Below are 25,726 nucleotides of genomic sequence, written 5' to 3'. Positions count from 1 at the left end.
TGTAATTATTTGAATTTTAACTTAGGAAAGTTTACTCTAACATTAAGTATAAACTTTTAGTCTATAAAGAAAATTCAAGGTTATAAGAAATAGTATTTATAAAAAAGAATTAATAAATATTTCAATATATATAATTAAAATCCAAAAAAAATTGATATATTTTTTTAGAGTTTAAATAAATTGTTTTTTAAAAAATGAGTTATATGATAGTTGGATTATTTGATTCCCTTTTTAGCAAAGTATTCTAAAAAGTGATCGGGATGAGCTCCGGTTCGATCATTGGAATCTAAAGAATCTATTTTTTTTACATCTTCATCACTTAAATAAAAATCGAAAACATCAGCATTAGAAATTATTCTTTCTTTTTTAGTACTTTTTGGAATAGTAACTACCCCTTTTTGTAAATCCCATCGAATAATAATTTGTGCTACATTTTTATTATACTTATGAGCTAATTCTAAAAGTAAAGGTTCGTTAAACAAAGCCCCTCTTTTTAAAGGAGACCAAGCTTCGTATTGAATTTGATTTTTTTTGCAAAAATCCAACAAATCCTGTTGCACTAAATTGGGATGGAATTCCATTTGATTTACCATAGGAACTGTTTGTCCCAAATCTATGATTTTTTGGATATGATGCTGTAAAGAGTTACATAAACCTATTGCACGTATTCTACCCGCTTTATATAATTCTTCCATTGCTTTCCACGCTTCCAAATAAAAATCCGGATGAGGCCAATGGATTAAATATAGATCAAGATAATCAAGACCAAGTTTTTCCATGGATTCATCAAATGCTTTAAAAGTGTCCTCATATCTTTGTCTGCTGAACCATATTTTGGTAGTTACAAAAATTTCTTCACGAGGAATTGAAGCAGATTGGATGGCTTTTCCAACTCCCTCTTCATTATAATAATAAGCAGCCGTATCAATATGACGATATCCTGCATCTAAGGCATCATGTATAGCAGTGATTACTTCTTGTCCTCCCTCAGCTTTATATACGCCTAAACCCAAATAAGGCATTTTTACACCGTTGGAAAGAGTAGTTGTTCCTGAAATATCTGTAATATTCATGATTCCTGTATTATAATTTAATCAAATATACGAGAAATATTTTTTTGCCGGAAATTATGGAATAAGGAATAATTTCCTATAATTTTAATTAGTAAACATGCAGTTAAATATATAAAAAATCTACCATAGCGTTAGCTTTAGGTTTAGGAATGTTTCAATTTAGGATGATAAGTTTTATCCTGGATATTGCTCGAGATATTTAAAAATTTTCAATCGAAAAGTACCAATCCAGAAAATATCTTCAAGTTCAAACATAATTTTTATAAAACTTTTTACTAAATGATTAACTTATAGTAAATCTAGGTAATTATTTTATTCTAAACGTAATAAAGCTGATTTGATTTTATAGATGATTTCCTCCATTTCTTCTGTGGTAAAACTTCCAAATCCCAATCTTATAGCAGATAAATCGTGGGTTTGGTAAAGCAAAGACTTAGGAATGAGCAAGTCTTCCTTTAGACAATACTCTCGTAATTTCATCAAATTTACCGATGAATTCCATTGTGTCCAAAAAGCCAATCCACCGGTTGGCAAAGAAAAATTTAAATAATCCTTCAAATGAGTGTTTAATAAAGATGCCAGATAATTTCTTCTTTCTTTATAAATAGCAGAGGTTCGTCTCAGGTGTCTGTTAAATTCACCCTCTTCAATAAGTTCGCCCAAAGCATATTCCATAAAAATATCTCCTTGCCTGTCAAGCATGTTCGATAATTTTTGCATTTCTAAAATTAAATTCTCAGGAGCGACCACAAAGCCTTTACGGAATCCCGGGGCTAAAGATCTTCCAAACGAACCGATATAAACGACCATTCCCGAGGTATCTGCACTTGCAAGAGGCAGAATCCGATTGTTTTCGTAATGAAAATCATAATCATAATCATCCTCTAAAATAATGAATCCGTACTGTTGAGATAATTCCAATAATTCCATACGACGTTTTACACTTAATGAAACCGTTGTTGGATAATGATGGTGTGGAGTTATATATAACATACGAATCTTTCTTTTGTGACAAATTTTTTTAACAGCATCCGGAGAAATGCCTTCTTCATCAACAGGAATGGTTATTATATCTGCACCGACTTTTTGCAAAATCATATTGATCAAAAAATAACTAGGTTCTCCGACCAATACAATATCTTTTGGGGTAATAAGTAATTCTGCTGCGATATAACCTCCCATTTCGATGCTTCGCGTGATAAGAAGATTTTTTGGTGAAATATGTAATCCCCGAGATATATTTAAAAAATTAGATAAGTTTTTTTTTAGAAATTCACTTTTTTCAGGAACTTCATTATTTCCTTTAGTAAAATGTCTTTTTCTTTTAAGGTTCGATGAATAGAGGCTCGACAAGGTATTCATTTGTAAAAGTCGAGTATCGGGTCCTCCATCGTTTAACATCCATGAGCAAGTTGAAGATTCAAAGGGGTTATCCAATAAATTGGAAGTTCTATATGAAAATCCCGTTTTAGAAGGATAATGAGTCAGAGAATCTTTAGATATGGATTTAATTTTTTTATTAGTCACATTGTCTTTTTGAATGATAAAACTGCCTTTATTGGGATGAACTTCAATCCATCCTTGTGCATGCAATTCATCATATACTTTAACAATCGTGTTGCGATTTACATGAATAAGGTTACTTAAAATACGCGTTCCGGGAAGTTTCGTACCTATACTTAAATAACCTTTTTGAATAGCATTGATGATCTGAGTGGTAATTTGAAGATATACAGAAACTTTAGCGTTTCGGTCGATATGTATCAAGCTATAATAAGGTAGTAAATCCGGACTAGTCATAATAATAAAACTGGTATAGTTTATCATCCGGAAAGTTACTACTTTTGTATAAACTAACTGTTATAAAAATAAATTTTAACTAACTACTGCGAAAATTTGCTGTGAACCATAGAATATGAAACTATTTTATTCAATTAATGCCTTGTTTATATGTTTAGTACTGGTTGCGCAGGAGAGTAAAGAACTTGAAGGAGTTGTAATTCAAGGGAAAACACTTTCCTTACCTTTTAATAAAACTTCACAAAATGTTCAGATAATTACGAAAGAACAAATCAAAGCTATGCCTGCCTCCAGTATTGAAGAAGTTCTTTCTTATTATTCAGGAATAGATATAAGACAAAGAGGAGCGCATGGAGTACAAGCCGATGTTAGTATAAGAGGAAGTTCTTTTGAACAAGTATTAATTCTTATCAATGGAATACGCATGAATGATAGCCAAACCGGACATAATACCATGAATCTTCCGATAGATTTAGCATCCATTGAACGAATTGAAATAATTAAAGGTCCTGCTGCTCGTCGTTTTGGACAAAATGCATATGCCGGTGCTATTAATATTGTTACTCGTCCGTCTACCAAGAATGATATAACAATTTCAGGATCTTTAGGTGATTTTAATACGACATCTTTAGGTGCATCAGTAAATGTATCAGGTAAAAAATTTTCTCAGTTTATTCAAGCGGAAACTTCACAATCTGATGGATATCGTTATAATACGGACTATCAAGTTAAAAATGTATGGTATCAGAATCAGTATAAATTAAACGGGGGAGAACTTCGTTTACAAGGAGGATATATTGATAAAAAATTTGGAGCTAACGGATTTTATTCATCCCCATTTGCAAAAGATCAATACGAAGCGATTCAAACTTCCTTGGTTAGCATTGGTTGGAATCAAAAATCAGGTAAATTCAAATGGGAATCCAATGCATATTGGAGAAGGTCCCAAGACGAATATATTTTCGAAAGAAATAATCCTTCAAAATATAGAAACCTTCATATAGGTAATAATGCAGGAATCGAAGCCAATACAAACTATTCATCTTCTTTAGGAATCACCGGCGTTGGATTTGACTTTAGAAAGGAATATTTATCTTCCAATAATTTAGGTGAAAATCATCGGACAGTTTATTTTGCATTTTTGGAACATCGATTTATGTTTTTTAAAAACAGATTGGATATTACTCCGGGAATTAGCTTTTCCGACTACTCGGATTTTGGGAATTTTTGGTATCCGGGAATTGATATTGGATACAGTATAAACCAACAAAATAAATTATTTGCTAATTTAGGAAAAACCTATAGAGTTCCTACGTATACAGATCTTAATTATACAGATCCGGTCACAGAAGGAAATACTAATTTAAAACCGGAGAATGCTTTGTCATATGAATTGGGATATCGATTGAATCATAAAAACATAAAAACTACCATCAGCCTTTTTAGAAGGGAATCAAGAAAAAGTATAGATTGGACAAAAGATAGTGAAGAAGGTAAATGGAAGCCCGAAAATATTTCAAGAATAAATACGGATGGTGTAGAGGTTGATTTTAATTATTCTTTTACGGCTCTCTTCATAAAATCAATCAATTTAGGTTATACCTATTTGGATAAAAATTTAAAATATTCTGACCGAGCATACTCCAGATCATCTTTAGATAATTTAAGACATCAGTTGGTTGTAAAAGTAGAGCATAAACTCCTCAAGAATATATCCAATCAAATAATTTATAGATACAATGACAGAGTAAACTTAGATGATTACCATTTATTGGATGATCGTCTTATGTATCAAACCAATCATTTACAGTTATACATCCAAATGACCAATATACTCAATACTAAATATACAGAATCAAATTTGGTACCTATGCCGGGTAGATGGATACAAGGAGGAGTAGTTTTTAAGAATTTTTTATAAAGTTTGTACATATATGTTAATAGCCATACATTTTTAAAATGTATGGCTATTATATTAATAAAGCTAAATTAAATGTTTAAATAACAGAATATTTTTATTTATTCATAAAATTTAAGCTTGTTTTTAAGTTCGGTCATCTCAAGTTGAAGTTTACGTATTTTAAAAAGTAAATTTTTTACAGCATCAATTCCTGCAAGGTTTATATCCATGTCATAAAACATTCTGGAATAAGATTCCAAATCGGAAAGAATATCAAAAGGAATGTATTTTATTTCCTCCTTTTGAACGGTATGGATAATACCCAAATTTTCTAAATCCTCAATAAATGATACATCTACATTATAATGTATGGAATATTCTTCTATAGTTATCAAATCATTTTTCATGTATCAGATAATTTTATGATTCTGCTAATTGTTTAAATAAATTTTTTTGCTTTTCAGAAAGATGAGTAGGTATTTTTACTTGGTAAATCACGAATAAATCTCCATGTTCTCCTTCTTTTTTATACACAGGAAATCCTTTACCTTTCAATCGCACTTTAGTTCCATTTTGTGTACCCGGACTCACTTTGAGTTTAACTTTACCATCCAGAGTATCAACGGTTATTTCTCCCCCTAAAACAGCTGTATAAAGGTCTACTTCTGCAGTAGTGGTTAAATCATTATGTAATCTTTTAAATTTAGGATCTTCCAAAAGATTAAAAGTAATATATAAATCTCCGTTAGGCCCTCCGTTTGCACCCGGGCCCCCTTGACCTTTCAATTTTATTTGCTGACCATTAGAGATACCTGCAGGAATGGTAATACGTATTTGTTTACCGTTTACGTTAAGAGTTTGTTTGTGTGTATTGGCAGCGTCTCGCAAAGAAAGACGTAATTCTGTGGTATAATCTTGCCCTTTAAATTGAGAACTTCTTCGATGAGTTCTACCGGTTCTTCCACCAAAAAGATCACTAAAAAAATCAGAAAAACCTTCCGTACCAAAACCTTGGGAAAAACCTTCAAAAGGATTACCGGAATTATCATAATAGTATTGACCACCACCGCCTCCTTGTTGTTGACGTGCTTGTTCAAATTGTTCTGCATGTTTCCAATTTTCGCCGTATTGATCATACTTCTTACGTTTTTCGGGATCGCCCAAAACTTCATTAGCTTCATTAATCTGCTGAAATTTTACATTAGCTTCTTTATCATTAGGATTTAAATCCGGATGATACTTTCGGGCTAATTTTCGGTATGCCTTTTTGATATCATCCTGAGAAGCATTTTTACTTAATCCTAAAACTTTATAATAATCAATATATGCCATATAGTGTAAGTCAAATTTTTTATATTCGTGGATATTTCGTGTATAAAGTATCGGTACAAATTCTAAACCAAAGTACACTTTGTCATATATTTATCTGATATATGCAGTTTAACTTCACTACTGAAAACTTTTACTAAACTTATTATAAATCTAACAGAATAAAAAATATTGTTAACTAAAACGGAGTCCCGCATTTGAAAAGATAAATAAGAGGTAAGAGGAAATGATCGATTAATGAAATAAATTTTTAAATGTATGAATTTCTCTTTTTTATAAAGCTTAGCATACTTCATAAAAAAATAAAACCATCTATACGAAGATAGATGGTTCCATTTATAAAATAATTGATATTATAAGATAAAAAACCTCAAATTAGCTTAATCTTGAAGATTTACCACTCTTTATAACAGAGTCAATCAAATTGTCATTTGATTTAGTATCCTTGGTAGCTACAACAGAGTCGATAGATAGGGCATATAAAGCATCAATGGTTGATAGAGTACCTAAAGCTGAATTTTTTCTACCGTTAAAAGGAAGCGTATCAGGTCCACGTTGACATTGAGCATTAATGTTGATTCTACCTACTTGACAACATAGGGCATCAACAAGATATGATACAGTATCTTCATCATTACTGAAGATGGCTGCTTGTTGACCTTTAGTTGAATTGGTAATATAGCTAATCGGAGTTTCAAGATCGTCAAAAGGAACTATCGGAATGATAGGAGCAAATTGCTCATTATTATATAATAGATTCATTTTCTCATTAGCCGGATAAATTACAGTTGGGCTAACTAATGAATTTAAAATTTGTCCTCCTCCATTTTCTTTATTAATAATTTCACCGTTATTTTCTAAAGCTTCATCAATACATTTTTGAACATATTGAGGTTTGTCCGGTTCAGCTAACGGAGTAATGGTTACATTATCATCCCATGGCATTCCCACTTTCAATTTAGAAATTTCCTCAGTGAATTTTTTATTAAATTCATCAGCAATTGAAGAGTGTACAAATAGTATTTTTAAAGCTGTACATCTTTGTCCGTTGAAAGAAAAAGTACCCAAAATAGCTTCTTTAACCGCTAAATCGATATCAGCAGTTTTGTCGATAATAGCTGCATTTTTAGCGTCTAATCCTAATACGGAATGAAGACTGTTTGCATTAGGATGTTCTTTAATCATTCCATTTACTACCTTACTGGATCCGATAAATGCTAATACATTAATTTTACCTGATTGCATTAAAGTAGGAATAACATCTTTACCTCTACCGTATAAAGTATTGATAACCCCTGCAGGAAAACATTCTTTAAAGGCATTTAATAAAGGTTCAAACAATAATGTACCACGACGCGGCGGTTTGAACAATACAGTGTTACCCATTAATAAAGCAGGTATCAAAGTCGCAAAAGTCTCATTTAACGGATAATTGTAAGGGCCCATACAAAGGACAACTCCGTAAGGAGATTTTTTAACCTGAGCAACCACCCCTTCATCTGTTTTTGTACGAGATGAATTTATATCTAATTCTTTCAGAGCTTCAATAGAACATTTTATTGCATCAACCGTTCTGTCGAATTCTTTTTCGGAGTCTTTATAGCTTTTACAAATTTCCCAAACTAGTAATTTTACTACTTTTTCTCTTTGCTCAACCATTTTAACGATGAAATTTTCCATCGCCGAGATTCTTTGAGAAACAGACATAGACGGCCATTCTCCTCTTCCTCCGTTAAAAGCTTTTAAAGCAGCCTGTAAGGCTTTTTCAGCTTCTTTAGTAGTACAGATTGGATAGCTGCCTAATTTAGTTTGTACTAACTCATCTGTAGAGTTTGAACGGGTATAAATAGGAGAATAAACTTCTTGAAATGGACCTTCCCATTCAATAAATTCTCCATCGATCAATACTCTTTTCTGAGAGATTTCGTTTTGAAGTCGAAAATGTTCAGGAATTTCATTTTCTTTTGGAAAAAAATTTATTAAGTTCTGATTCATAATACTTAATTATATTTATTGAGCAAGAAAAAATTTACTTTCAAGCTAATTAGCGTTTGCAAAGATAATAAGTTTATTTTTTTTCGTCATGATTATTTTTAGATTCATATGAAAGAAATAAAATAAATATTGAAATTAAAAGAAACTTTATTTTCTAAAGTATTGATGGATAATTATATATAGTTAATTGAAACAAAATTATCTTTTAGCATATTTTAATTGTTTGTATCCAAAATTTATATTGGAAAGACGCAAAATTTTATGAAAATGAAAATATTTAAGATTAATGTAATTTATTTAATACAAAATTATTTGAAGATAAAATTACTATAGTATAAATAATTTAAAATAATTAATGATTATGAGAAGTTTGAATTAATTTTTCAAGTTTACTGTTTTTTCTACCATATAAGAAGTAAATTGATAATCCGATCAATAGCCATAGTATAAACATTCCCCAATTAGACCATCCTAATTCCGTCATTAAATATAAATTAAACAAAATACCCAGAATAGGTATTAGCGAAAATTTATATTTAAATGCACCTATAGATAGACCGAACCAGATAATCCAAAAAATAGCTAATAAAGGTTTATCAGTAAGGATTTCCTTATAATTGGTTTGAGTTAAGAACAAAATGATTGCCAAACAAAAAGATAAAGGTATTAAATATTGACCGTTGATATAAATTAATTTAAATTTTGCTTGGTGAGAAAGACCTTTGTTATCTAAATATAAAACTCCGGAACAAACTAAAATAAAAGCGAAAAAAGTTCCCACACTTGTCAAATCCACAACCAACTGCATATCCAGGAACATAGCAGGTATTCCCACAAAGAAACCGGCAATAATAGTTGCAAATCCGGGGGTGTGATATTTTTTATGAATTGTACCAAAAGGCTTCCACAATAAACCGTCTCGACTCATGGTCATCCATATTCTCGGTTGTCCGATCTGGTAAACAAGAATGGCTCCTGTCATGGCGATTACCGCACTCACGGAAATGATTCCGGCTATAAAATTTATTCCTATTTTATTGAAAACATACGCCAACGGATCATCAACGCGTAATTCTTTATAATTAACCATACCGGTTAAAATTAATGCAATTGAAGCATATAAAACGGTACAAATTATAATACAATATAGCATGGCGCGAGGCAAATCCCTTTGTGGATTTTTAGCTTCTTCAGCTGTAGTTGATATAGAATCAAACCCGATAAAAGAAAAAAATACGGCAGCCACTCCTCCCATAACTCCTCCTAAACCATTAGGAAAGAAAGGCGACCAATTATCCGGTTTTATATAAAAAACACCAATCAAAATAATACCTATGATTACAGATAACTTAATCCAAACTAAAGCATTACTTACACGGGTAGATTCTTTAATTCCTACGTACGCCAGGGTGGTAACTAGTAAGGTAATTAGTCCCGCCGGTAAATTAAATATTATTTTTATGTTGGCAATTTCCGGAGCAGATTGATATATTTCCGATAGTCTAACATCATTTTGGGATAGACTTTGAGGATGTGCCAGATATTCAAGATAAGCTCTGTGAGCATTCCAATAATCAATGGAAAGCCAATCAGGCCAATGAATGCCAAAACCTTGTAACATAGAGACAAAATATCCCGACCAAGAGATTGCGATCACCATGTTTGATACAGCATATTCAAGTATTAAAGCCCACCCGATAGTCCAAGCAAATATTTCACCTAAAGAAACATAAGCATAAGTATAAGCGCTGCCGCTCACCGGAATCATAGAGGCAAATTGCGCATAACATAATGCGGTAAAAATACAAGCAACAGCCACTAAGATAAAGAGTAATGAAATGGCGGGTCCACCTTCATAAGAGGCTCTTCCGATGGTACTGAAAATGCCGGCGCCTATAATCGCAGCAATTCCAAAAAAAGTTAAATCCTTTACAGTTAATACTCTGCTTAATTCAGATTTTTGTGTTGTATTCTGTAAATCAGATATATTTTTTTTACGAAAAAATGTGTTAAAATTCATTCCGGCTTTTTTGAATTTTTAAATAAGGGAAATGATATCAAGTGCAAAAGTATAAATATCTTTTAATTCTTGTTTAAATATTGAAAAATTTTTACAAATTTTCATAAAAAAATAATGATTTAGCTAGTTTAAAATTATCTCATTTATTATAAAAATTAATAGAAAATGAAACACATAGTAAATCCTCAGAAGTATAATTTTTTTTAAAAAATTATGAACAAATAATGAGTCTCTACTTTGGAAGAAGTCTTACAATTGTTACCGTAAAGCAGCTATATTGTACTAAATTTTGAGACAAAAAGAGTAGAGTTCTTACTTATAGTGTGAGGTTTTCATATCCCTATTGACATAGATAAATCCTTTCCAATCATTATGTCACTTTGGCAGATAGGGTAAATATTAAAAAAACTTGAAAGACTAAAGATTTTTTGGGAAATTATATGAGTACTTAATTAATTTCCTACAAAAGTTTTATAAAAAGTCTTATTAATAAATTTAGAGGAAAAATTTTTTGCAACTAATTTAAAAGGATGATCTCGTTTAGCAATGGGAGTTAATATCTAGATAATAGATATCAAAAAACATAAATTATTAGTAAAAAAAATAGTTTAGATTAGATAAATTAAAGCCTCAAAATTTAAATTTTGAGGCTTTAATGTGTTTATCTTTTTTAATAATATGAGTTATTTTTCTTTTTAGGCGGATAATAATTAAATATTTTTTGAATGGCTTTATTTATTTGTTCATCTTTATTTTTGATATTACCAACATCAAAACCGTCAACCATACCCTCCCAAACTAGAATATTTTTTTTAGCATCCACTAAATGAAACGTTAGTTTTCCTTCACGAGTTTCATAAACTGTACTGGAAGGAGCCCAATAATATCCCCATCCCCACGGACCGTTCCAATAAGGATCATTATCAACGTTAATAACTTTTTTTGATGAAGCAAGAACATTGACGATCAAATCTCCGTCGGCACTTTCGGTTAACCCCTTGCTTTTTAATTGATCCTCTAAAGCACGGATGATACGACTTTTGTCAATATCATTCAATTTTAATTTATCGATACCCTGTTGATAAATGGTAAAAGATTTATAATTTGAAAAATCAACCGTTTTATCAAAATCATAGGAAGTAGTTAATGCACAGCTGGAAAGTAAGATGCAAAAAGCAGTCATAACTAAAAGTTTTAATTTCATAGACCTTTATTTTTTTAATTAATATTTCAGAACTAAAAATTTTCTCATCTAATATTATACCAAAAATTATAAAAATTATAACCGAATTTGATATAAATGATTTCTTTAATTATTTCAGGCTTATATCCAAGTGGATAACAAAAAATTTATTGATTAAAAACTTGTAAATTTGGAAAATTAATGACAATTTAGAACACTAATTTGAACACTAAACTTAAAAGAGTAAACAGAACTAACTTGTAGTATATTTATATGAATAATAAGATTATAGCTATTGATTTTGATGGAACAATTGTAGAAGATAAATATCCGGAAATTGGTAAACCGATGATTTTTGCTTTTGAAACAATGAAAAGACTTCAGAGCAGAGGTTTTCGATTAATTCTTTGGACTTATAGACATGGTAAGAGATTAGATGAAGCCGTAGAATTTTGTTATAAAAACGGAATTGAATTTTATGCAGTCAATTCTAGTTTTGAAGGAGAAATATTTGATAGAGAGACCCAAAGTAGAAAAATAAATGCCGATTATTTCATTGATGACAGGAATTTAGGTGGATTTCCCGGATGGGGAGAAGTTTATGAAATTATAAAGGAAAAGATAGAATTTGGCGTAGAGGGAAGACAAGTGTTGGCTTATTCAAAAAGAAAACATAAAAATAAGAGAGGTTTTTTTTCAAGAATTTTTAAATTATGATACAATTAAAAACAAAAGAAGAAATTGAATTGATGTACGAAAGCGCTCAATTAGTTTCTAAAACTTTGGGAGTACTGGCTAAAGAAGTTAAACCCGGAGTGACTACCTTACACTTAGATAAAATTGCTGAAGAATATATACGAGATCACGGTGCTATTCCCGGTTTTTTAGGATTGTATGATTTTCCTAATACATTATGTATGTCTCCTAATGAACAAGTGGTTCACGGTATACCTAATAATAAGCCGCTCGAAGATGGAGATATAATTTCCATTGATTGTGGAGCCTTAAAAAATGGATTTTACGGAGATCAAGCGTATACATTTTCTGTAGGAAGCATTGATCCTGAAGTTGATAAAATGATGCGAATTACTAAACAAAGCTTATATGCAGGAATAAAAAAATGCAAAGCAGGAAATAGAATAGGGGACATAAGTTTTGCGATACAGTTAATTTGTGAAAATGCAGGATATGGAGTAGTACGCGAATTAGTAGGTCATGGTTTAGGTAAAGAAATGCATGAAGATCCGCAAGTTCCCAATTATGGAAGAAAAGGCAGCGGTCCGAAAATAGAAGAAGGGTTAGTAATAGCAATTGAACCGATGGTCAATTTAGGTACTTATAAAGTTAAATTCCATAACGACGGTTGGACAGTAACCACGCGGGATAACAAACCATCTTGTCATTTTGAACACGATGTTGCAGTAGTAAATGGAGAGCCTAAATTACTTTCTACCTATAAATACATATATGATGCTTTAGGCATTACTTCCAATGAAGAAGATGAATTTTTATACCAACCCGCGCAGAATTAATTTAGTTAATGAAGCAAGTATTTAAGTTTTTTTTGAATTTAATGCCCAGACCGATTCTTATTAAATTCAGCTATTTCTTTGCTCCTTTTTTTGCGTGGTTTTACAAAGGAGATCAATTTGTAGACCCAATAGATGGTAAAAAATATCGAAAATTTTTGCCGTACGGTTACGGTAAACCTAGAAATAATGCTTTAGCACCGGGGACATTATCTCTTGAAAGACATAGGTTAATGTGGTTGTATTTGCTAAGAGATACTGATTTTTTTTCAGCTAATTTAAAAGTTTTAAGTATTGCTCCGGAGCAATGCTTCCTAAAAAGGTTTAAAAAATTAAAAAATTTAGACTATATAACCGCTGATCTTTATTCTCCTATTGTAGATGTTAAAGCGGATATTTTGAACCTGCCTTTTAAAGATAATGAATTTGATGTGATTTTTTGCAATCATGTTTTGGAACATATAGAAGATGATCGTAAAGCAATGTCAGAATTATACAGGGTGATGAAACCGGGAGGATGGGGAATTTTTCAAGTGCCTATGAGATATGGATATGACAAAACATACGAAGATTTCTCTATCACAGACAAAGAAGAAAGAAAAAAACATTTCGGACAATATGATCATGTGAGATGGTATGGGTTGGATTATTTTGAACGTTTAGAAAACGCGGGGTTTCAAGTAGAGCAAGTAAAGTATTATGAAACTTTACCCGAAAGTGAAATGGAAAAATACGCATTATCGAAAAATGAAATTTTACCGGTAGTAAGGAAAAGGTAAAAAAATATATGTAACTTCTAAAAATCAATCAACATTACTGAAAATATGCAGCAACAGGAAAGAGTAGAGAAATTAAAATTAGAATCGTTAAACAGAAAATCCCTTGAAGATTATAAAGAAAGTGAGAAAATTCCCGTGATAGTATTGCTGGATCAAGTTCGTTCCATGCATAATGTTGGATCGCTTTTCAGAACCTCAGATGCTTTTGCTATAGAGAAAATTTATTTATGCGGAATTACGCCGTGCCCTCCTCATCGTGAAATCCAAAAAACAGCCTTGGGTGCTACGGAAAGCGTTGAATGGGAGCATCAGGAAAATATAAGTGAATTAATAACTAACTTAAAAAACGAAGGGTATATTATTGTAGGAGTTGAACAAGTGAAAGGTAGCATTTTATTACAAGATTATCCAATAAACAAGGAACAAAAGTATGTTCTAATTTTCGGAAATGAAGTTGAAGGGATCAGTGATTCTATTCTCCATTTAATAGATATTTTTATTGAGATCCCTCAATCTGGAACAAAACACTCTTTAAATGTAAGCGTTTGTGCCGGAATAGTTCTTTGGGAATGGTATCGTAATCTTTTAAGATAGTATTAAAAAAAAGTTCGGAACTAAAATTCCGAACTTTTTTATAGTATAAATTAATAATTTTATCTTACTACATTTCGAGAATATAAGCAAAAACTAACGGAGCTACAATAGTTGCATCACTCTCAATAATAAATTTAGGAGTATCAATATCTAATTTCCCCCAGGTTATTTTTTCATTGGGAACAGCCCCCGAATAAGAGCCATAGCTTGTAGTTGAGTCAGATATCTGACAGAAATAGCTCCAGAACGGAACATCTTCCCACTCTAAATCTTGATACATCATAGGAACTACACAAATAGGAAAATCTCCGGATATTCCTCCGGCTATTTGGAAAAATCCTACACCTTTACCTTCCGAATTGTTTCGATACCACTCGGTTAAATATATCATATATTCAATACCGCTTTTCATGGTTGAAGCTTTTAAATTTCCTTTAATCACATTAGCAGCAAAAATATTACCCATAGTACTGTCTTCCCAACCCGGAACAACAATAGGTAAGTTTTTTTCAGCAGCGGCCAACATCCAACTGTCTTTTGGGTCTATTTCGTAATATTGTTCCAATACTCCCGAGCGAAGCATTTGATACATATATTCATGAGGGAAATATCTTTCTCCTTTATCGTCTGCGTCTTTCCATATTTTTTCAATATGTTGTTGGATACGTCGAAAAGCTTCTTCTTCCGGAATACACGTATCTGTAACGCGATTTAAATGATTTTCAAGCAATTCCCATTCTTGTTGAGGAGTTAGGTCGCGATATTCAGGAATTCTCTTGTAGTGGGAATGAGCCACCAAATTCATGATGTCTTCCTCTAAATTAGCACCCGTACAAGAAATAATGGATACCTTATCTTGGCGAATCATCTCAGCCAAAATTTTTCCTAATTCAGCGGTACTCATGGCACCTCCCATAGTAATCATCATCTTACCCCCATCTTTAAGATGAGCTACATAACCTTTAGCAGCATCTACTAAGGTTGCAGAATTGAAATGTAAAAAATATTTTTCAATAAATTCCGAAATAGGTTTATTCATTGTAAATTCTAATTTTTATTTTAAATTATTAAACATTTTTTTCTTTTTTTTCAGGAAAAGTTAATGAAAGCAATACTGAAATTACAAGTACTCCTGCCACAACTCCTAAAGAAACTATAGATGAAATATGTATAAAAGGAGCTACCAACATTTTAACTCCTATAAAACTTAAGATCACAGCCAATCCATATTTTAATTTACTGAACATATACATAAAATTAGCCAGTAAAAAGTAAAGAGATCGCAAACCTAAAATGGCAAATATATTAGAGGTATATAATATAAACGGATCATTAGGTGCAATAGCGAAGATAGCAGGTATGGAGTCCACGGCAAAAATTAAATCTGTAAATTCAATGATAACTAGAGCAGTAAATAAAGGGGTTGCCATTTTAATCCCATTTTTGACTGTAAAAAATTTACTTCCGTCTAATTCATCAGATACTTTAAAAAATCGTTTTACAAAACGAGCACCGAAACTCTCATTTAGATTTTTTTTGTCGGAGTTGTCATCATCTTTGGATGTCCAAGAATGAATACCGGCATAAATAAGGAAGAATCCAAAAATAGTTAAAATTATATTAGGTCTGAAAAACAGCATTTGACTATAATCGGCATGTTCCGCACTTTGTTGGTCTAAAATAAAATGAAAATTTCCGACGGAAAAAGGTGGAAGATAGGTTTTATTAATCATTTCTACACCTAAGAAAATAAATACGGCGCGGAAAGCCAAGGCACCAATAATACCCCAAAATAAAATTTTATGTTGATATTCTTTTGGAATTTTAAAAAATCCAAAGACCATTATAAATACAAAAAGATTGTCAACGGATAGTGCTTTTTCTATCCAATAAGCAGATTGAAATTGAGAGAATTTTTCAAGGGCGAATTTTGATCCATCAGCCTCCTTAAAAACAAAATAAATAATCCCACTGAAAATCATGGCTAATGATATCCAAACTACCGACCATATCGCAGCTTCCTTATTAGAAACAGCATGAGATTTTTTATTGAGAATTCCTAAGTCAAGAAGTAGCATAATAATAATCGAAACCGCGAATATGGTAATTAATCCGGGATGATTAAGCATATTGTCCTGCATGTACAGCTATTTAAAATTATTAATCCCAAAGGTACTTATTTTTAAATACAAGGGCAAAAAGTAAAAATAATTTAAATCTTGTAGAAATTGTTAAAAAAATAAAAGATAAAATATAAAATTGTATAATATTAATTTAGTATTTGTAATTTTACCGAAAAATGAGAATATCAGATATACATACAGTAGAATTAGACGGTATTGATAAAATCATTTTAAAAGCATTAATGGAGAATTCGAAAATACCGGTTTCAACAATAGCAAAACAGGTAGGAGTTTCATCCACAGCAATTCATCAACGAATTAAAAAACTGGAAGCAGCAAAAATCATAGAAGATCCTGTTACCCCTTTAAATTATAAATTATTAGGATATAAAACTACCGCTTATGTCGGTATTTTTCTTGAAAAATCAGCTCAGTACAAAGAAGCCATTAAAAGCATGGTGCAAATTCCTGAAATTATCGAAGCACATTTTACAACAGGAAATTATGCTATTTTCATCAAAATATTATGTAAAGATAATGATCATCTCATGTCGGTTTTAAGAAATGAGATACAAAATATTAAGGGAATTGAAAGGACTGAAACTATTATTTCTTTAGAACAAAGTATTTCACGACAAATTATACCCTAAAAACACAATTAAAAATTATAAGATAAATGAATATAACAAAGTATTTAGATTCAACTTACCTTAAGCTACCTTCTCAAAGTGGATTAACCGAAGAACAAACTTGGGAAGAAGTTAAAAAACTTACTGAAGAAGCAATTGAAAATCATTTTTATTTAGTAATGATTCGTCCCGAATACATTAAAAAAGTGAAAGAAATGATTCAAAAAGTTGATTCTGAGGTAAAAGTAGGAACCGTCATTGGGTTTCATGAAGGTACCTATTCATTAACTGAAAAAATCGCAGAGGCACAGAAAGCTATTGAAGATGGAGTGGATGAGTTGGATTATGTAATCAACTACGAGGCTTTTAAAAAGGGAGATATCGATTTAATTAAACAAGAATTTATTACCGGAACGTCATTAGGTTTAAAAGCATCCAAAGTGGTTAAATGGATTATTGAGATTGCGGCATTAACTGACGAACAAATCCAATCTATTTGCACTTATTTTTCCACCTGGGCTCAAGAAAACTTTGATAAGAATGATTTTGGTAACATTTTTGTGAAATCTTCCACCGGTTTTTACCAAGCAGAAGAAGGAAAACCAAATGGAGCGACGTTCCATGCAATGGAAATTATGCTTAAATATTCTCAACCCTTGCCGGTAAAAGCAGCTGGTGGAGTTAGAACCTATGACGAAGCAGTGAAAATGATTGAAATGGGAGTAAAAAGAATTGGAACTTCATCGGCAAAAGCCTTATCTCAAAAAGGTAATACAAATGATTCATACTAATGAAAAAACTAATTAATATAGCGCTAAAAGCTGCTATAGAAGCTTCTCAAGAAGTCCATAAAATATATGAGGGTGGCTTTTCAGTTTCCTTAAAAAAAGATCAATCACCCGTAACAACGGGTGATCTTAAGTCAAATGAAATTATTACCACTTATTTAAAACAAACATCAATTCCTATTTTAAGTGAGGAAACCGAGCACGAATCGGAAAAGGTAATGGAAAGTTGGGAAAAATATTGGTGTGTAGATCCAATTGACGGAACTAAAGAATATGTGAATAAAACTGGAGAATATTGTATTTCAATTGGCTTACTGACTCCCGAAACTTCTCTGCTCGGAGTTTTAGCGGCTCCCTCTATGGGATTGTTTTACTTTGCTGCGGAAGGATTAGGTAGCTATAAATGGAATGGAAAGTATGAAGATTTATATGCGTTACTGAATGAAGATGATCTTACGGAAAAACTACTGGAACAATCCGTTACTTTACCTTTAAAACCCGATTTAAAAAAATATACCGTTTTAACAAGTCGTTCCCACTATAGTCATGTGGATGAAGAGTATATAAAAAACTTAAAATTACAACATTCAGAAATTGTTGTTTTACAGATGGGAAGTGCTATTAAAATCGGCCTGGTAGCTGAAGGAAAAGCAAACGAATATGCACGGTTAAGTCCCATTAATTTTTGGGATATTGCCGGTGGACACGCCATTGCCAAATATGCCGGATTGAATATCATAGATTATGAAACCAAAGCACTAATTACTTATAAAAATCTTTCATCATTAAAAATATCGGGGTATATCGTTAAAAATAATTAATGTATTTTTACCTGTGACAAACATACTTTTATGAGAAAAATATTTTTGATAGGGCTCACCTTTATTTTCTTATGTTCTTCTTGTGAAAAAGAATATAAGGTAATTGACGGGACATCAAAGGAAACCTTTACTAAAAGTGTAAAATCTATCTCGTCCAAATTGACTATCCTACAACAGGATAAAATTCAAGAAGCGGTTAAACTGATTTATAAGTTTAAAACTGAAGGATCCGATGAAAATAAGAGATGGGAACAACTCTATACTTTACTTAATGGTAAAAATGCCGAACAAATTTTCGATATAGCAGAGGATATAGCAAAGAAAAACAAGATCCCTTGGTCCAGCACTTCCATGAACTCAGTAGATCCTTCTGTATTCGATAATGATTTAAAGCCATTAACAGAAGCTGAACAAAAACTAAAACAAATAGAAAAAGCAACACGGATTAATATTCGTTATTCTCCGATTAGCAAAGATGAAACCATCAATGATGGATTTTATTTATACCCCGAGTTAATCGATGATTCAGGAGCAGAAATTTTTTATGCTGATTTACCATTAACTTTATCCATATCATTTATAAACAATGGTACCATTATTTATGTAATCGATAGAGAAATTAATTCTTCGGCAGTGGGAGATCCCTCATTAAATAAAGGTATTAAAATTCCTTTTTTTATGTTTGATAACAAAAAATTGGCAACATCTTCCCTGGATGTTGAAATAAAGATTAATGCCGAAGATAAATACCTATACGGTAAACTGTCGGGTATTCCTATAGATTTATCCAAAACAAGAGATGCATCCACTCCTATAGAGGATGAAATTAATAAACAAGTTGCGTTGGACAATGTTAAAAAATTTATACAATTAATTGGTGATAAGCAATATTCCGAAGCTTATAATTTAGCACAGAATCCTAAATGGACTTCTTTAGATCAATTTTCGTCTACAACCAATGGATTTGGAACCATTGCTGCTACTAACTTAATAAACGCACAATTAGAAGAAAAGAATGATGATAAACAAACTGTTAATGTACAATATCAGATCAAAGACATTAATGGAAAAATAAAAACTTTAACTCAAAATTTTATACTAAAAAAAGTTAAAGATAATTGGTTAATAACAAATACAGAAACTAAAGAAATAAAAGAAGATACTTGGAAATAAGATTATTTTAAGTAAAATTAAAAATGAATTGAATGAAAGAATTAAGTTTAAGCCAAGAAATAGATTTACATATTGATAGAGTTCAAGATTTTCCAAAAGAAGGCATTCAATATAAAGATATTTCTCCCATATTTTTAAATGCAGATTTGTGTACCAAAATTGTAAAAGCTTTTGCTGATTTAAGTAGAGGTAAAATTGATGCAGTTTGTGGTATTGAGAGTAGGGGGTATTTATTCGGAGTTCAAATTGCCAGGGAGCTTGGTTTGCCGTTTATATTGGTACGTAAAGCAGGGAAATTGCCTCCTCCGATAATCTCCCAAGAATATGATTTAGAATATGGTTCAGCAATTATTGAAGTTAAAAAAGGACACATTAAGCCGGGACAAAGAATTCTAATTCATGATGACGTTCTAGCAACAGGAGGAACAGCTTCTGCATGTGCTAAATTAGTTCAAAATTGTGATGCAGTAGTCTCTCAATTTAGCTTTATATTGGGACTTTCCTTTTTAGGAGGTCTAGATGAGTTAAAAAAGTATACACAAGATATTAAATTACTGGTAGAATATTAAATTTAAAAAATCGATTTATAAATATAACAACGCTCTGTTTATAATTAAACAGAGCGTTATCTATATATGAAATTTTAACTAAGTATCAATTTACATCCCAAACTAATTTTGTTTTCATATCATCAGGTCCTCCCAATCCTTTAACAGCTTCATTATAATTTTTTGAATTCTGTGTAGAAAGATGAGAAGGATAAGGAATACGAGTCGGTAGATCAGTCATATTATTGATTAAAGGTATAAAAGTATAGGTAGTTCCTTCGGGAGTTTTATTATACGCCGGAAGAGTATGCGATTGATTAGGTAATAATAAAGTTTTAGGATACCCGGTTCTTCTATATTCAGCCCATGCCTCATGAGGTTGCATATAAAGTGCAATATATTTTTGTGTTAGTACATTTTCTTCGTTTGCCGGCGGCAAAATGCTTAAAAAGGCTGTTTGTTCTGCAGCAGATACATTCCACTTATCAAGCGAAGCTTTTACACCACTTTCATAATGTGCTTGATCCCAATTATTTAATTCGGATAATATAAATTCAACTTCAGCATATTCCATAAGTACTTCACCTCTGTTAATATGTAAAACGTCATAACTAGGGAAAGAAATAGTGCTGGAGGTGAACACTTCAGATGCCATTTCGCTTTTAACACCATAAGGCATTCCTTCATAATCATCTAAATTAGTGGATGATATATACGTATTATTTTTTACATCATCGATACTTGCTTTTTTAGGAGAGGAGAATTTATAAAGTCTTGGATCAGCAGAAAAATTACCTGTTTTTCCTTTTAATAATTCAATAAAAGTATTGGTTACTGCAAAATCAGTTCTATTTTTAACAAAATAAGCCATCCACATTGGATTAGCATCAGATGTAGTATTTCCATACGCAAATACTGCGTTATCATCATTAGATGTAAATACACCCATTGAAATCGCATCATTAGCTTCGGCTAAGGCTTCAGGTAAAACGCTTTTTAAACGATTAGCTAATCTTAGACGTAATGAATTGGCAAATTTTTTCCATTTTACCGCATTACCTTCATACATGTGATCTCCTGTAGTGACTTTTTCAGAAGGATCAAGTTGGCCGGAAGCTTCTTTTAATTCTTTTAAAATGTCTTTATATATGGTTATTTGTGAAGCAAATTTTGGAGTTTTATATTTTTCAACCTGTAAAGCCTGAAAATCCGGATTAGATTGTCCCCCGTAAGACCAATAAGGAACATTTCCGTAGGTATCTGTAAGTTGTATAAATAAATAACTTAACATTATTCTTGCGATAGCTATTTGATTGTTTATAGCACCAAATTGCACATTGCTTATCGGATCGGCTTCTACTAATTCAATGGAGGTTTTAAGATTTTCTGCAGCGCGATAATAATCTTTCCATAAGTTTTGATTAGCTCCGTCTCTATACTGATATCGATCTTCTTCCGTATAATTTACCTGACACCAATACTGTATCCAAGGAAGAACCATTCTTCCGGATCCCCATTCATCTCGAGTGTTATCAATGAAATATCGGCTACCGTATCTAAAAGTAGTATAACCGGGAACTTTCTCCGGATTATTGGGATTGGTATTGATGTTTTCAAAATCATTGTCGCAAGATACAGTGGCAGATAGAAAAATTAGAGAAGCTATATAAATGGTTATTTTTTTCATATTGAATATTTTAATTTAGAACTTAACTTGCACATTAACTCCAAATGATCTGGTTGTAGGCATCGATCCCCCTTCAATTCCTGAAGCATTTCCACTACCATAATTAGCAACCTCAGGATCCATGGATTTCCAATCTAATCCCCATACAAATAAATTTCTTGCAAAGGCAGAAAATGTTATGGAATTAATAAAATCTCCTAAATATTGAGAGGGAAGAGAATAAGCTATTGACAATTCACGCAGTTTGATGTAATCCGCGTCGAATACATTTTGTGCACTAGGTCCACTAAAAAAATGCTTAGAATACTCTGTTGCCGAAACTCTAATATCATTAGGTTTTCCATTTTCTTTAACACCGTCTACAATAATACCGTTTTCTCTAATTCCATTTGCAGCAGTTTCAGGTAATATTCCGGAGCTCATACCCCACATATGAGTAGTTGAAAAATATTTACCGCCTTTTTGCCAATCAATTTGAAATCCTAAATTCCAATTTTTGTAAGTGAAGGAATTTCTAAAGCTCATATTAAAATCGGGAAGTATTGATCCTAAGGGTACGTTTTTATCGGTTTTCAGATATAGCCCATCACTACCTACTACTTTTTTTCCATCTTTATAAACAAAGTCTGTCCCGTAAATTTGTCCGTATCTATACCCGGGTAGTGCAACGACAAAAGCATTAAATGGAGCTTTAGCTATGGTTAGTGAACTTAAATCCTCACTCAAAGATTTGATTTCATTATCAGATTTTGAAAAATTATAATTAAAATCCCATCTAAAATTCTCTTGTCTAATTGGAACTATATTCAATGAAACTTCTATTCCTTTATTAACTAATTTTCCGGCATTCATCATTGCATATTTGAAACCGGCAGAACCGTCTAAAGGTACTTTAGTTATTAAGTCTTTGGTGGTAGTTTGATATAATGAAATATCCCCATTTAATCTTCTTTGGAACATTTGAAACTCAACCCCTAATTCAAAAGATTCCAATTTTTCGGGTTTTAATTTATCTGTTTTAGCAACAGTTGTTAACCAAAACCAAGGATCTTTTAAATACAAGCTGCCATAATTCGGATCCTCATCCTCATCTATATTGTAAAATGTATTGATGAGTTGATAAGGGTCAGTATCATTTCTAACTTCAGAATATCCCCCTCTAATTTTTAAAAATTCCAACCAATTGCTGGTAAGATATCTAGTAACTACAAAACTGGTTGCTACCGATGGATAGAAAAAAGAATTGTTTTTAGAAGGTAATGAAGAAGACCAGTCATTTCTACCGGTAGTTTCTAAGAATACAAAATTGTCATATCCTAAACTAAATGAATAAAACAAACTGTTTACTCTTTTCTTCTCTTTTTCATTCATAACTAAAGACGGCTCTAATGAATTATTTAGATTATACCAGTCTCTTATAATTAGCCCTCCTTTAGTTTTCCCATTCATTCTTCTATATGTGTATTCCCTTCGATTAGTTCCGGCAAAAGAATTAAGTGAAAAGTTCCCTATATTTTTGTCATAATGTAAAGTTGCTTCATAATTTAGATCAGTATATTTTCTCTCTGAAATTTTAAATTGAGAAAGAGCATGTGATCCAACAGCAGTCCTGTTTTCTGTATGAAGAGTATAGGTATCAAGCATTACCTTTCCATTTACATACATATCTTTTGTTAAATTATAAATTAAACCGGCAGTACCATACAAACGATCTCTATTGTCTTTATTGGTATTTTTGTTTATAGTCCAATAAGGATTATCTGAATAAGCGGGTTTTGGATTATCCCAAGATTCTCTGTTCCAAGTTCTTTGTGTACCGTCTGCTAACTCATATTTTTGTAGATCATTATAGTCTAATGAGGTTTGACCAAAATGAAACATTTTTTGAATAATGTTGTTATTGTCATATCCCACTTCAGGTCTGTTGAAACCTCTTGTAGAAGTATAAGCTGCAGAAGCATTTATTTTTAAATCATCAGATAATTTAGAATTCAGATTCATGGATAATGAATTTTTGGTTAAGTCTGAATTTGGAGTTATTCCGGATGATTTAGTATTATTATATCCCAATCTGATATTAGTATTTTCAACGCTTCTGCTAAAAGAAATACCATTATTGTACGTTACACCGGTCTTGAAAAATTTCTTGTAATCATTTTTAGGATATATCCATGGTTTTGCAACTAAATAATCATTTGAAAATTCAGGATCGAATGCATTCCAATGTAAAACTTTAACATTCGGATCGTATTTTGGCCCCCAAGATTCATCGGTTCTATAGTCAACCACCAGATAATCCACACCATTAATATTTTTTGTTGCAAATGTTTTGCTTCCGCCACCACCATACAATTTTTGCTGATGAGGCATTTTGTAAACTTTGTCAAATACAACACCTGAATTAAAGACAATCTCAGTTTTACCTCTTTTTGCTTTTTTTGTAGTAATCATTATAGCTCCATTCATTGCTCTGGATCCGTATAATGCCGCGGCAGTAGCTCCTTTAAGTACAGAAATATTTGCTATATCGTCGGGATTAATATCACCGAATGAATCTCCATAATCAATACCACCGGCACCTCGTTCAGTGTTTTTATCATTGATATTTTGATCAATTAAAGGAATACCGTCTACAACAATAAGAGGTTTATTGGATTGAGATAGAGACCTCATTCCTCTTAATCTGATTTGTGTTGAACCTCCCATGGTTCCACTATTATTAACGATTTGCAATCCCGAAACTTTTCCCGAAAGTGAATTAATTGGATTACTTTCCCTGGTAACGGAAAGATCGTCGCCATTTACTGATTGAGTCGCATAACCCAACGACTTTTTTTCTCTTGTAATACCTAAAGCAGTTACCACGACTCCTTCAATTACTGTTTCCTTTTTTTCAGCAGGTTCTTTGTTTTCTGTAACTAGAGGCTGTAGAACCACATCATAGAAACTTTGATCATTAACAATAAAACTTGCAGTTTCGTCATCAAATGATAAAATTTCGATGGTTTGTCCGGGTTCAGCATCAATTGAAAAATTTCCTGAGTCGTCAGTATACGTTTTTTTGGTAGATCCTTGTATCGTAACAGAAACATCAGCTTGTGGCTGACCGTCACTCCCAAGAACTTTCCCGCTAATCGTTTTCATCTGAGCCCAGGCAAAAGCCGAACCCAAGAAGATAAACGAAAATCCTAAGAAAATTCGGTTTACTCTCATATCTAATACATTAATTTATCGTTTCAAATATATAATATATTTTTTAATTATCGTAAAATAATTGTTAAATAATTACATAATTCACAAATTAATTCCTTTATTTAGTTGTCTATATTATAAAAATATCGGCCTTTTATGATGTAAACTATTAAACCATTAATAAAAAAAGCCGAGGGTTTACCTCGGCTTCATTATTATTATAAATAATTTGTTGACTTTTAGACTATTTATGCTTGACCTTTAGGACCAAAATTTAAATGGTAGGTATCATCTTTAACTGCACCAAATTGTTGTTCAAATTTTTGAATATTATCAGTTAAAGCTGTTAATAATCGTTTCGCATGTTCAGGAGTTAAAATGATTCTTGATTTAACTTTAGCCTTAGGGACTCCCGGCATTATTTGTATAAAATCTACTACGAACTCAGTCGGAGAATGATTTATTAATGCCAAATTTGAAAATACCCCGGAAGCTACTTCATCCGTCAATTCAATATTTAAGTCTTGTTGATTCTGATTTTGATTTTCCATTTCGAATTAGTT

Annotated in this window: 22 protein-coding genes; 10 read left to right on the top strand and 12 right to left on the bottom strand. The window is 31.7% G+C overall.

Annotation, left to right across the window (positions count from 1 at the left end; all coding sequences use genetic code 11):
• Window positions 1-215: 215 nt before the first annotated feature.
• Complete coding sequence (locus C4S75_RS09720; RefSeq protein WP_105298090.1) at window positions 216-1,073, bottom strand: aldo/keto reductase; 858 nt, start codon at window positions 1,071-1,073, stop codon at window positions 216-218.
• A gap of 312 nt (window positions 1,074-1,385) precedes the next feature.
• Window positions 1,386-2,900 (bottom strand): PLP-dependent aminotransferase family protein, encoded by a 1,515-nt coding sequence (locus C4S75_RS09715; RefSeq protein WP_255410619.1) that lies wholly within the window; start codon window positions 2,898-2,900, stop codon window positions 1,386-1,388.
• 88 nt (window positions 2,901-2,988) lie between these two features.
• Between C4S75_RS09715 and C4S75_RS09710 the strand changes: the two genes are divergently transcribed.
• Window positions 2,989-4,794 (top strand): TonB-dependent siderophore receptor, encoded by a 1,806-nt coding sequence (locus C4S75_RS09710; protein ID WP_105298089.1) that lies wholly within the window; start codon window positions 2,989-2,991, stop codon window positions 4,792-4,794.
• 98 nt (window positions 4,795-4,892) lie between these two features.
• On the opposite strand, the gene C4S75_RS09705 is transcribed toward C4S75_RS09710, so the two are convergent.
• The 5 genes from C4S75_RS09705 to C4S75_RS09685 form a co-directional block, all read right to left on the bottom strand.
• A complete protein-coding gene (locus C4S75_RS09705; RefSeq protein ID WP_105298088.1) occupies window positions 4,893-5,180 on the bottom strand; it encodes a chaperone modulator CbpM in 288 nt (95 codons plus the stop codon).
• A gap of 13 nt (window positions 5,181-5,193) precedes the next feature.
• Window positions 5,194-6,105, bottom strand: a complete 912-nt coding sequence (locus C4S75_RS09700) for a DnaJ C-terminal domain-containing protein (RefSeq protein ID WP_105298087.1) — start codon at window positions 6,103-6,105, stop codon at window positions 5,194-5,196.
• Window positions 6,106-6,477: 372 nt separating this feature from the next.
• Window positions 6,478-8,097 (bottom strand): aldehyde dehydrogenase family protein, encoded by a 1,620-nt coding sequence (locus C4S75_RS09695; RefSeq protein ID WP_105298086.1) that lies wholly within the window; start codon window positions 8,095-8,097, stop codon window positions 6,478-6,480.
• Window positions 8,098-8,449: 352 nt separating this feature from the next.
• The gene (locus tag C4S75_RS09690; protein WP_105298085.1) at window positions 8,450-10,117 is read right to left on the bottom strand and encodes an amino acid permease; all 1,668 of its coding nucleotides are present in this window, start codon (window positions 10,115-10,117) and stop codon (window positions 8,450-8,452) included.
• Between the two features lie 670 nt (window positions 10,118-10,787).
• Complete coding sequence (locus C4S75_RS09685) at window positions 10,788-11,321, bottom strand: DUF4136 domain-containing protein (protein WP_105298084.1); 534 nt, start codon at window positions 11,319-11,321, stop codon at window positions 10,788-10,790.
• Window positions 11,322-11,573: 252 nt separating this feature from the next.
• Between C4S75_RS09685 and C4S75_RS09680 the strand changes: the two genes are divergently transcribed.
• The 4 genes from C4S75_RS09680 to C4S75_RS09665 are packed head-to-tail and all read left to right on the top strand — an operon-like array spanning window position 11,574 to window position 14,202.
• Window positions 11,574-12,017, top strand: a complete 444-nt coding sequence (locus C4S75_RS09680; protein WP_105298083.1) for a BT0820 family HAD-type phosphatase — start codon at window positions 11,574-11,576, stop codon at window positions 12,015-12,017.
• Window positions 12,014-12,832 carry a type I methionyl aminopeptidase gene (map, locus tag C4S75_RS09675; protein ID WP_105298082.1) on the top strand — a complete coding sequence of 273 codons (819 nt, stop codon included), beginning with the start codon at window positions 12,014-12,016 and terminating at the stop codon, window positions 12,830-12,832. The genes C4S75_RS09680 and map overlap by 4 nt, the downstream gene beginning before the upstream one ends.
• Window positions 12,833-12,840: 8 nt before the next feature.
• Window positions 12,841-13,608 (top strand): class I SAM-dependent methyltransferase, encoded by a 768-nt coding sequence (locus tag C4S75_RS09670; RefSeq protein ID WP_105298081.1) that lies wholly within the window; start codon window positions 12,841-12,843, stop codon window positions 13,606-13,608.
• A 45-nt stretch (window positions 13,609-13,653) separates the two neighbouring features.
• Window positions 13,654-14,202 carry an RNA methyltransferase gene (locus C4S75_RS09665; protein WP_105298080.1) on the top strand — a complete coding sequence of 183 codons (549 nt, stop codon included), beginning with the start codon at window positions 13,654-13,656 and terminating at the stop codon, window positions 14,200-14,202.
• A 67-nt stretch (window positions 14,203-14,269) separates the two neighbouring features.
• Here C4S75_RS09665 and C4S75_RS09660 read toward each other — a convergent pair whose 3' ends face one another.
• Together C4S75_RS09660 and C4S75_RS09655 are read right to left on the bottom strand one after the other, a co-directional pair.
• A complete protein-coding gene (locus C4S75_RS09660; RefSeq protein WP_105298079.1) occupies window positions 14,270-15,241 on the bottom strand; it encodes a deoxyhypusine synthase family protein in 972 nt (323 codons plus the stop codon).
• Between the two features lie 28 nt (window positions 15,242-15,269).
• The gene (locus tag C4S75_RS09655; protein WP_105298078.1) at window positions 15,270-16,343 is read right to left on the bottom strand and encodes a TerC family protein; all 1,074 of its coding nucleotides are present in this window, start codon (window positions 16,341-16,343) and stop codon (window positions 15,270-15,272) included.
• A gap of 158 nt (window positions 16,344-16,501) precedes the next feature.
• Between C4S75_RS09655 and C4S75_RS09650 the strand changes: the two genes are divergently transcribed.
• The 5 genes from C4S75_RS09650 to C4S75_RS09630 are packed head-to-tail and all read left to right on the top strand — an operon-like array spanning window position 16,502 to window position 20,305.
• Window positions 16,502-16,975, top strand: coding sequence for an Lrp/AsnC ligand binding domain-containing protein (locus C4S75_RS09650; RefSeq protein WP_105298077.1), 474 nt, complete (start codon window positions 16,502-16,504; stop codon window positions 16,973-16,975).
• A gap of 26 nt (window positions 16,976-17,001) precedes the next feature.
• A complete protein-coding gene (gene deoC / locus C4S75_RS09645; protein WP_105298076.1) occupies window positions 17,002-17,745 on the top strand; it encodes a deoxyribose-phosphate aldolase in 744 nt (247 codons plus the stop codon).
• Window positions 17,745-18,563 carry a 3'(2'),5'-bisphosphate nucleotidase CysQ gene (locus C4S75_RS09640; protein ID WP_105298075.1) on the top strand — a complete coding sequence of 273 codons (819 nt, stop codon included), beginning with the start codon at window positions 17,745-17,747 and terminating at the stop codon, window positions 18,561-18,563. The genes deoC and C4S75_RS09640 overlap by 1 nt, the downstream gene beginning before the upstream one ends.
• Window positions 18,564-18,593: 30 nt before the next feature.
• Entirely contained in the window at window positions 18,594-19,736 is a 1,143-nt protein-coding gene (locus C4S75_RS09635) for a hypothetical protein (RefSeq protein ID WP_105298074.1), read from the top strand.
• Between the two features lie 32 nt (window positions 19,737-19,768).
• Window positions 19,769-20,305, top strand: coding sequence for an adenine phosphoribosyltransferase (locus tag C4S75_RS09630; protein ID WP_105298073.1), 537 nt, complete (start codon window positions 19,769-19,771; stop codon window positions 20,303-20,305).
• A gap of 85 nt (window positions 20,306-20,390) precedes the next feature.
• Here the strand turns inward: C4S75_RS09630 and C4S75_RS09625 are convergent, their stop codons facing one another.
• The 3 genes from C4S75_RS09625 to C4S75_RS09615 form a co-directional block, all read right to left on the bottom strand.
• Window positions 20,391-21,971 carry a SusD/RagB family nutrient-binding outer membrane lipoprotein gene (locus C4S75_RS09625; protein WP_105298072.1) on the bottom strand — a complete coding sequence of 527 codons (1,581 nt, stop codon included), beginning with the start codon at window positions 21,969-21,971 and terminating at the stop codon, window positions 20,391-20,393.
• A gap of 15 nt (window positions 21,972-21,986) precedes the next feature.
• Window positions 21,987-25,184 carry a SusC/RagA family TonB-linked outer membrane protein gene (locus tag C4S75_RS09620; RefSeq protein WP_105298071.1) on the bottom strand — a complete coding sequence of 1,066 codons (3,198 nt, stop codon included), beginning with the start codon at window positions 25,182-25,184 and terminating at the stop codon, window positions 21,987-21,989.
• 227 nt (window positions 25,185-25,411) lie between these two features.
• Window positions 25,412-25,714, bottom strand: a complete 303-nt coding sequence (locus tag C4S75_RS09615) for a DUF3467 domain-containing protein (protein ID WP_105298070.1) — start codon at window positions 25,712-25,714, stop codon at window positions 25,412-25,414.
• Window positions 25,715-25,726: the final 12 nt, after the last annotated feature.

The organism is Apibacter sp. wkB309 (assembly GCF_002964915.1).
In the GTDB taxonomy this organism is placed as follows: domain Bacteria; phylum Bacteroidota; class Bacteroidia; order Flavobacteriales; family Weeksellaceae; genus Apibacter.
Note: the sequence above shows the minus strand (reverse complement) of the source record. Positions and strands in the feature narration are given on the sequence as shown.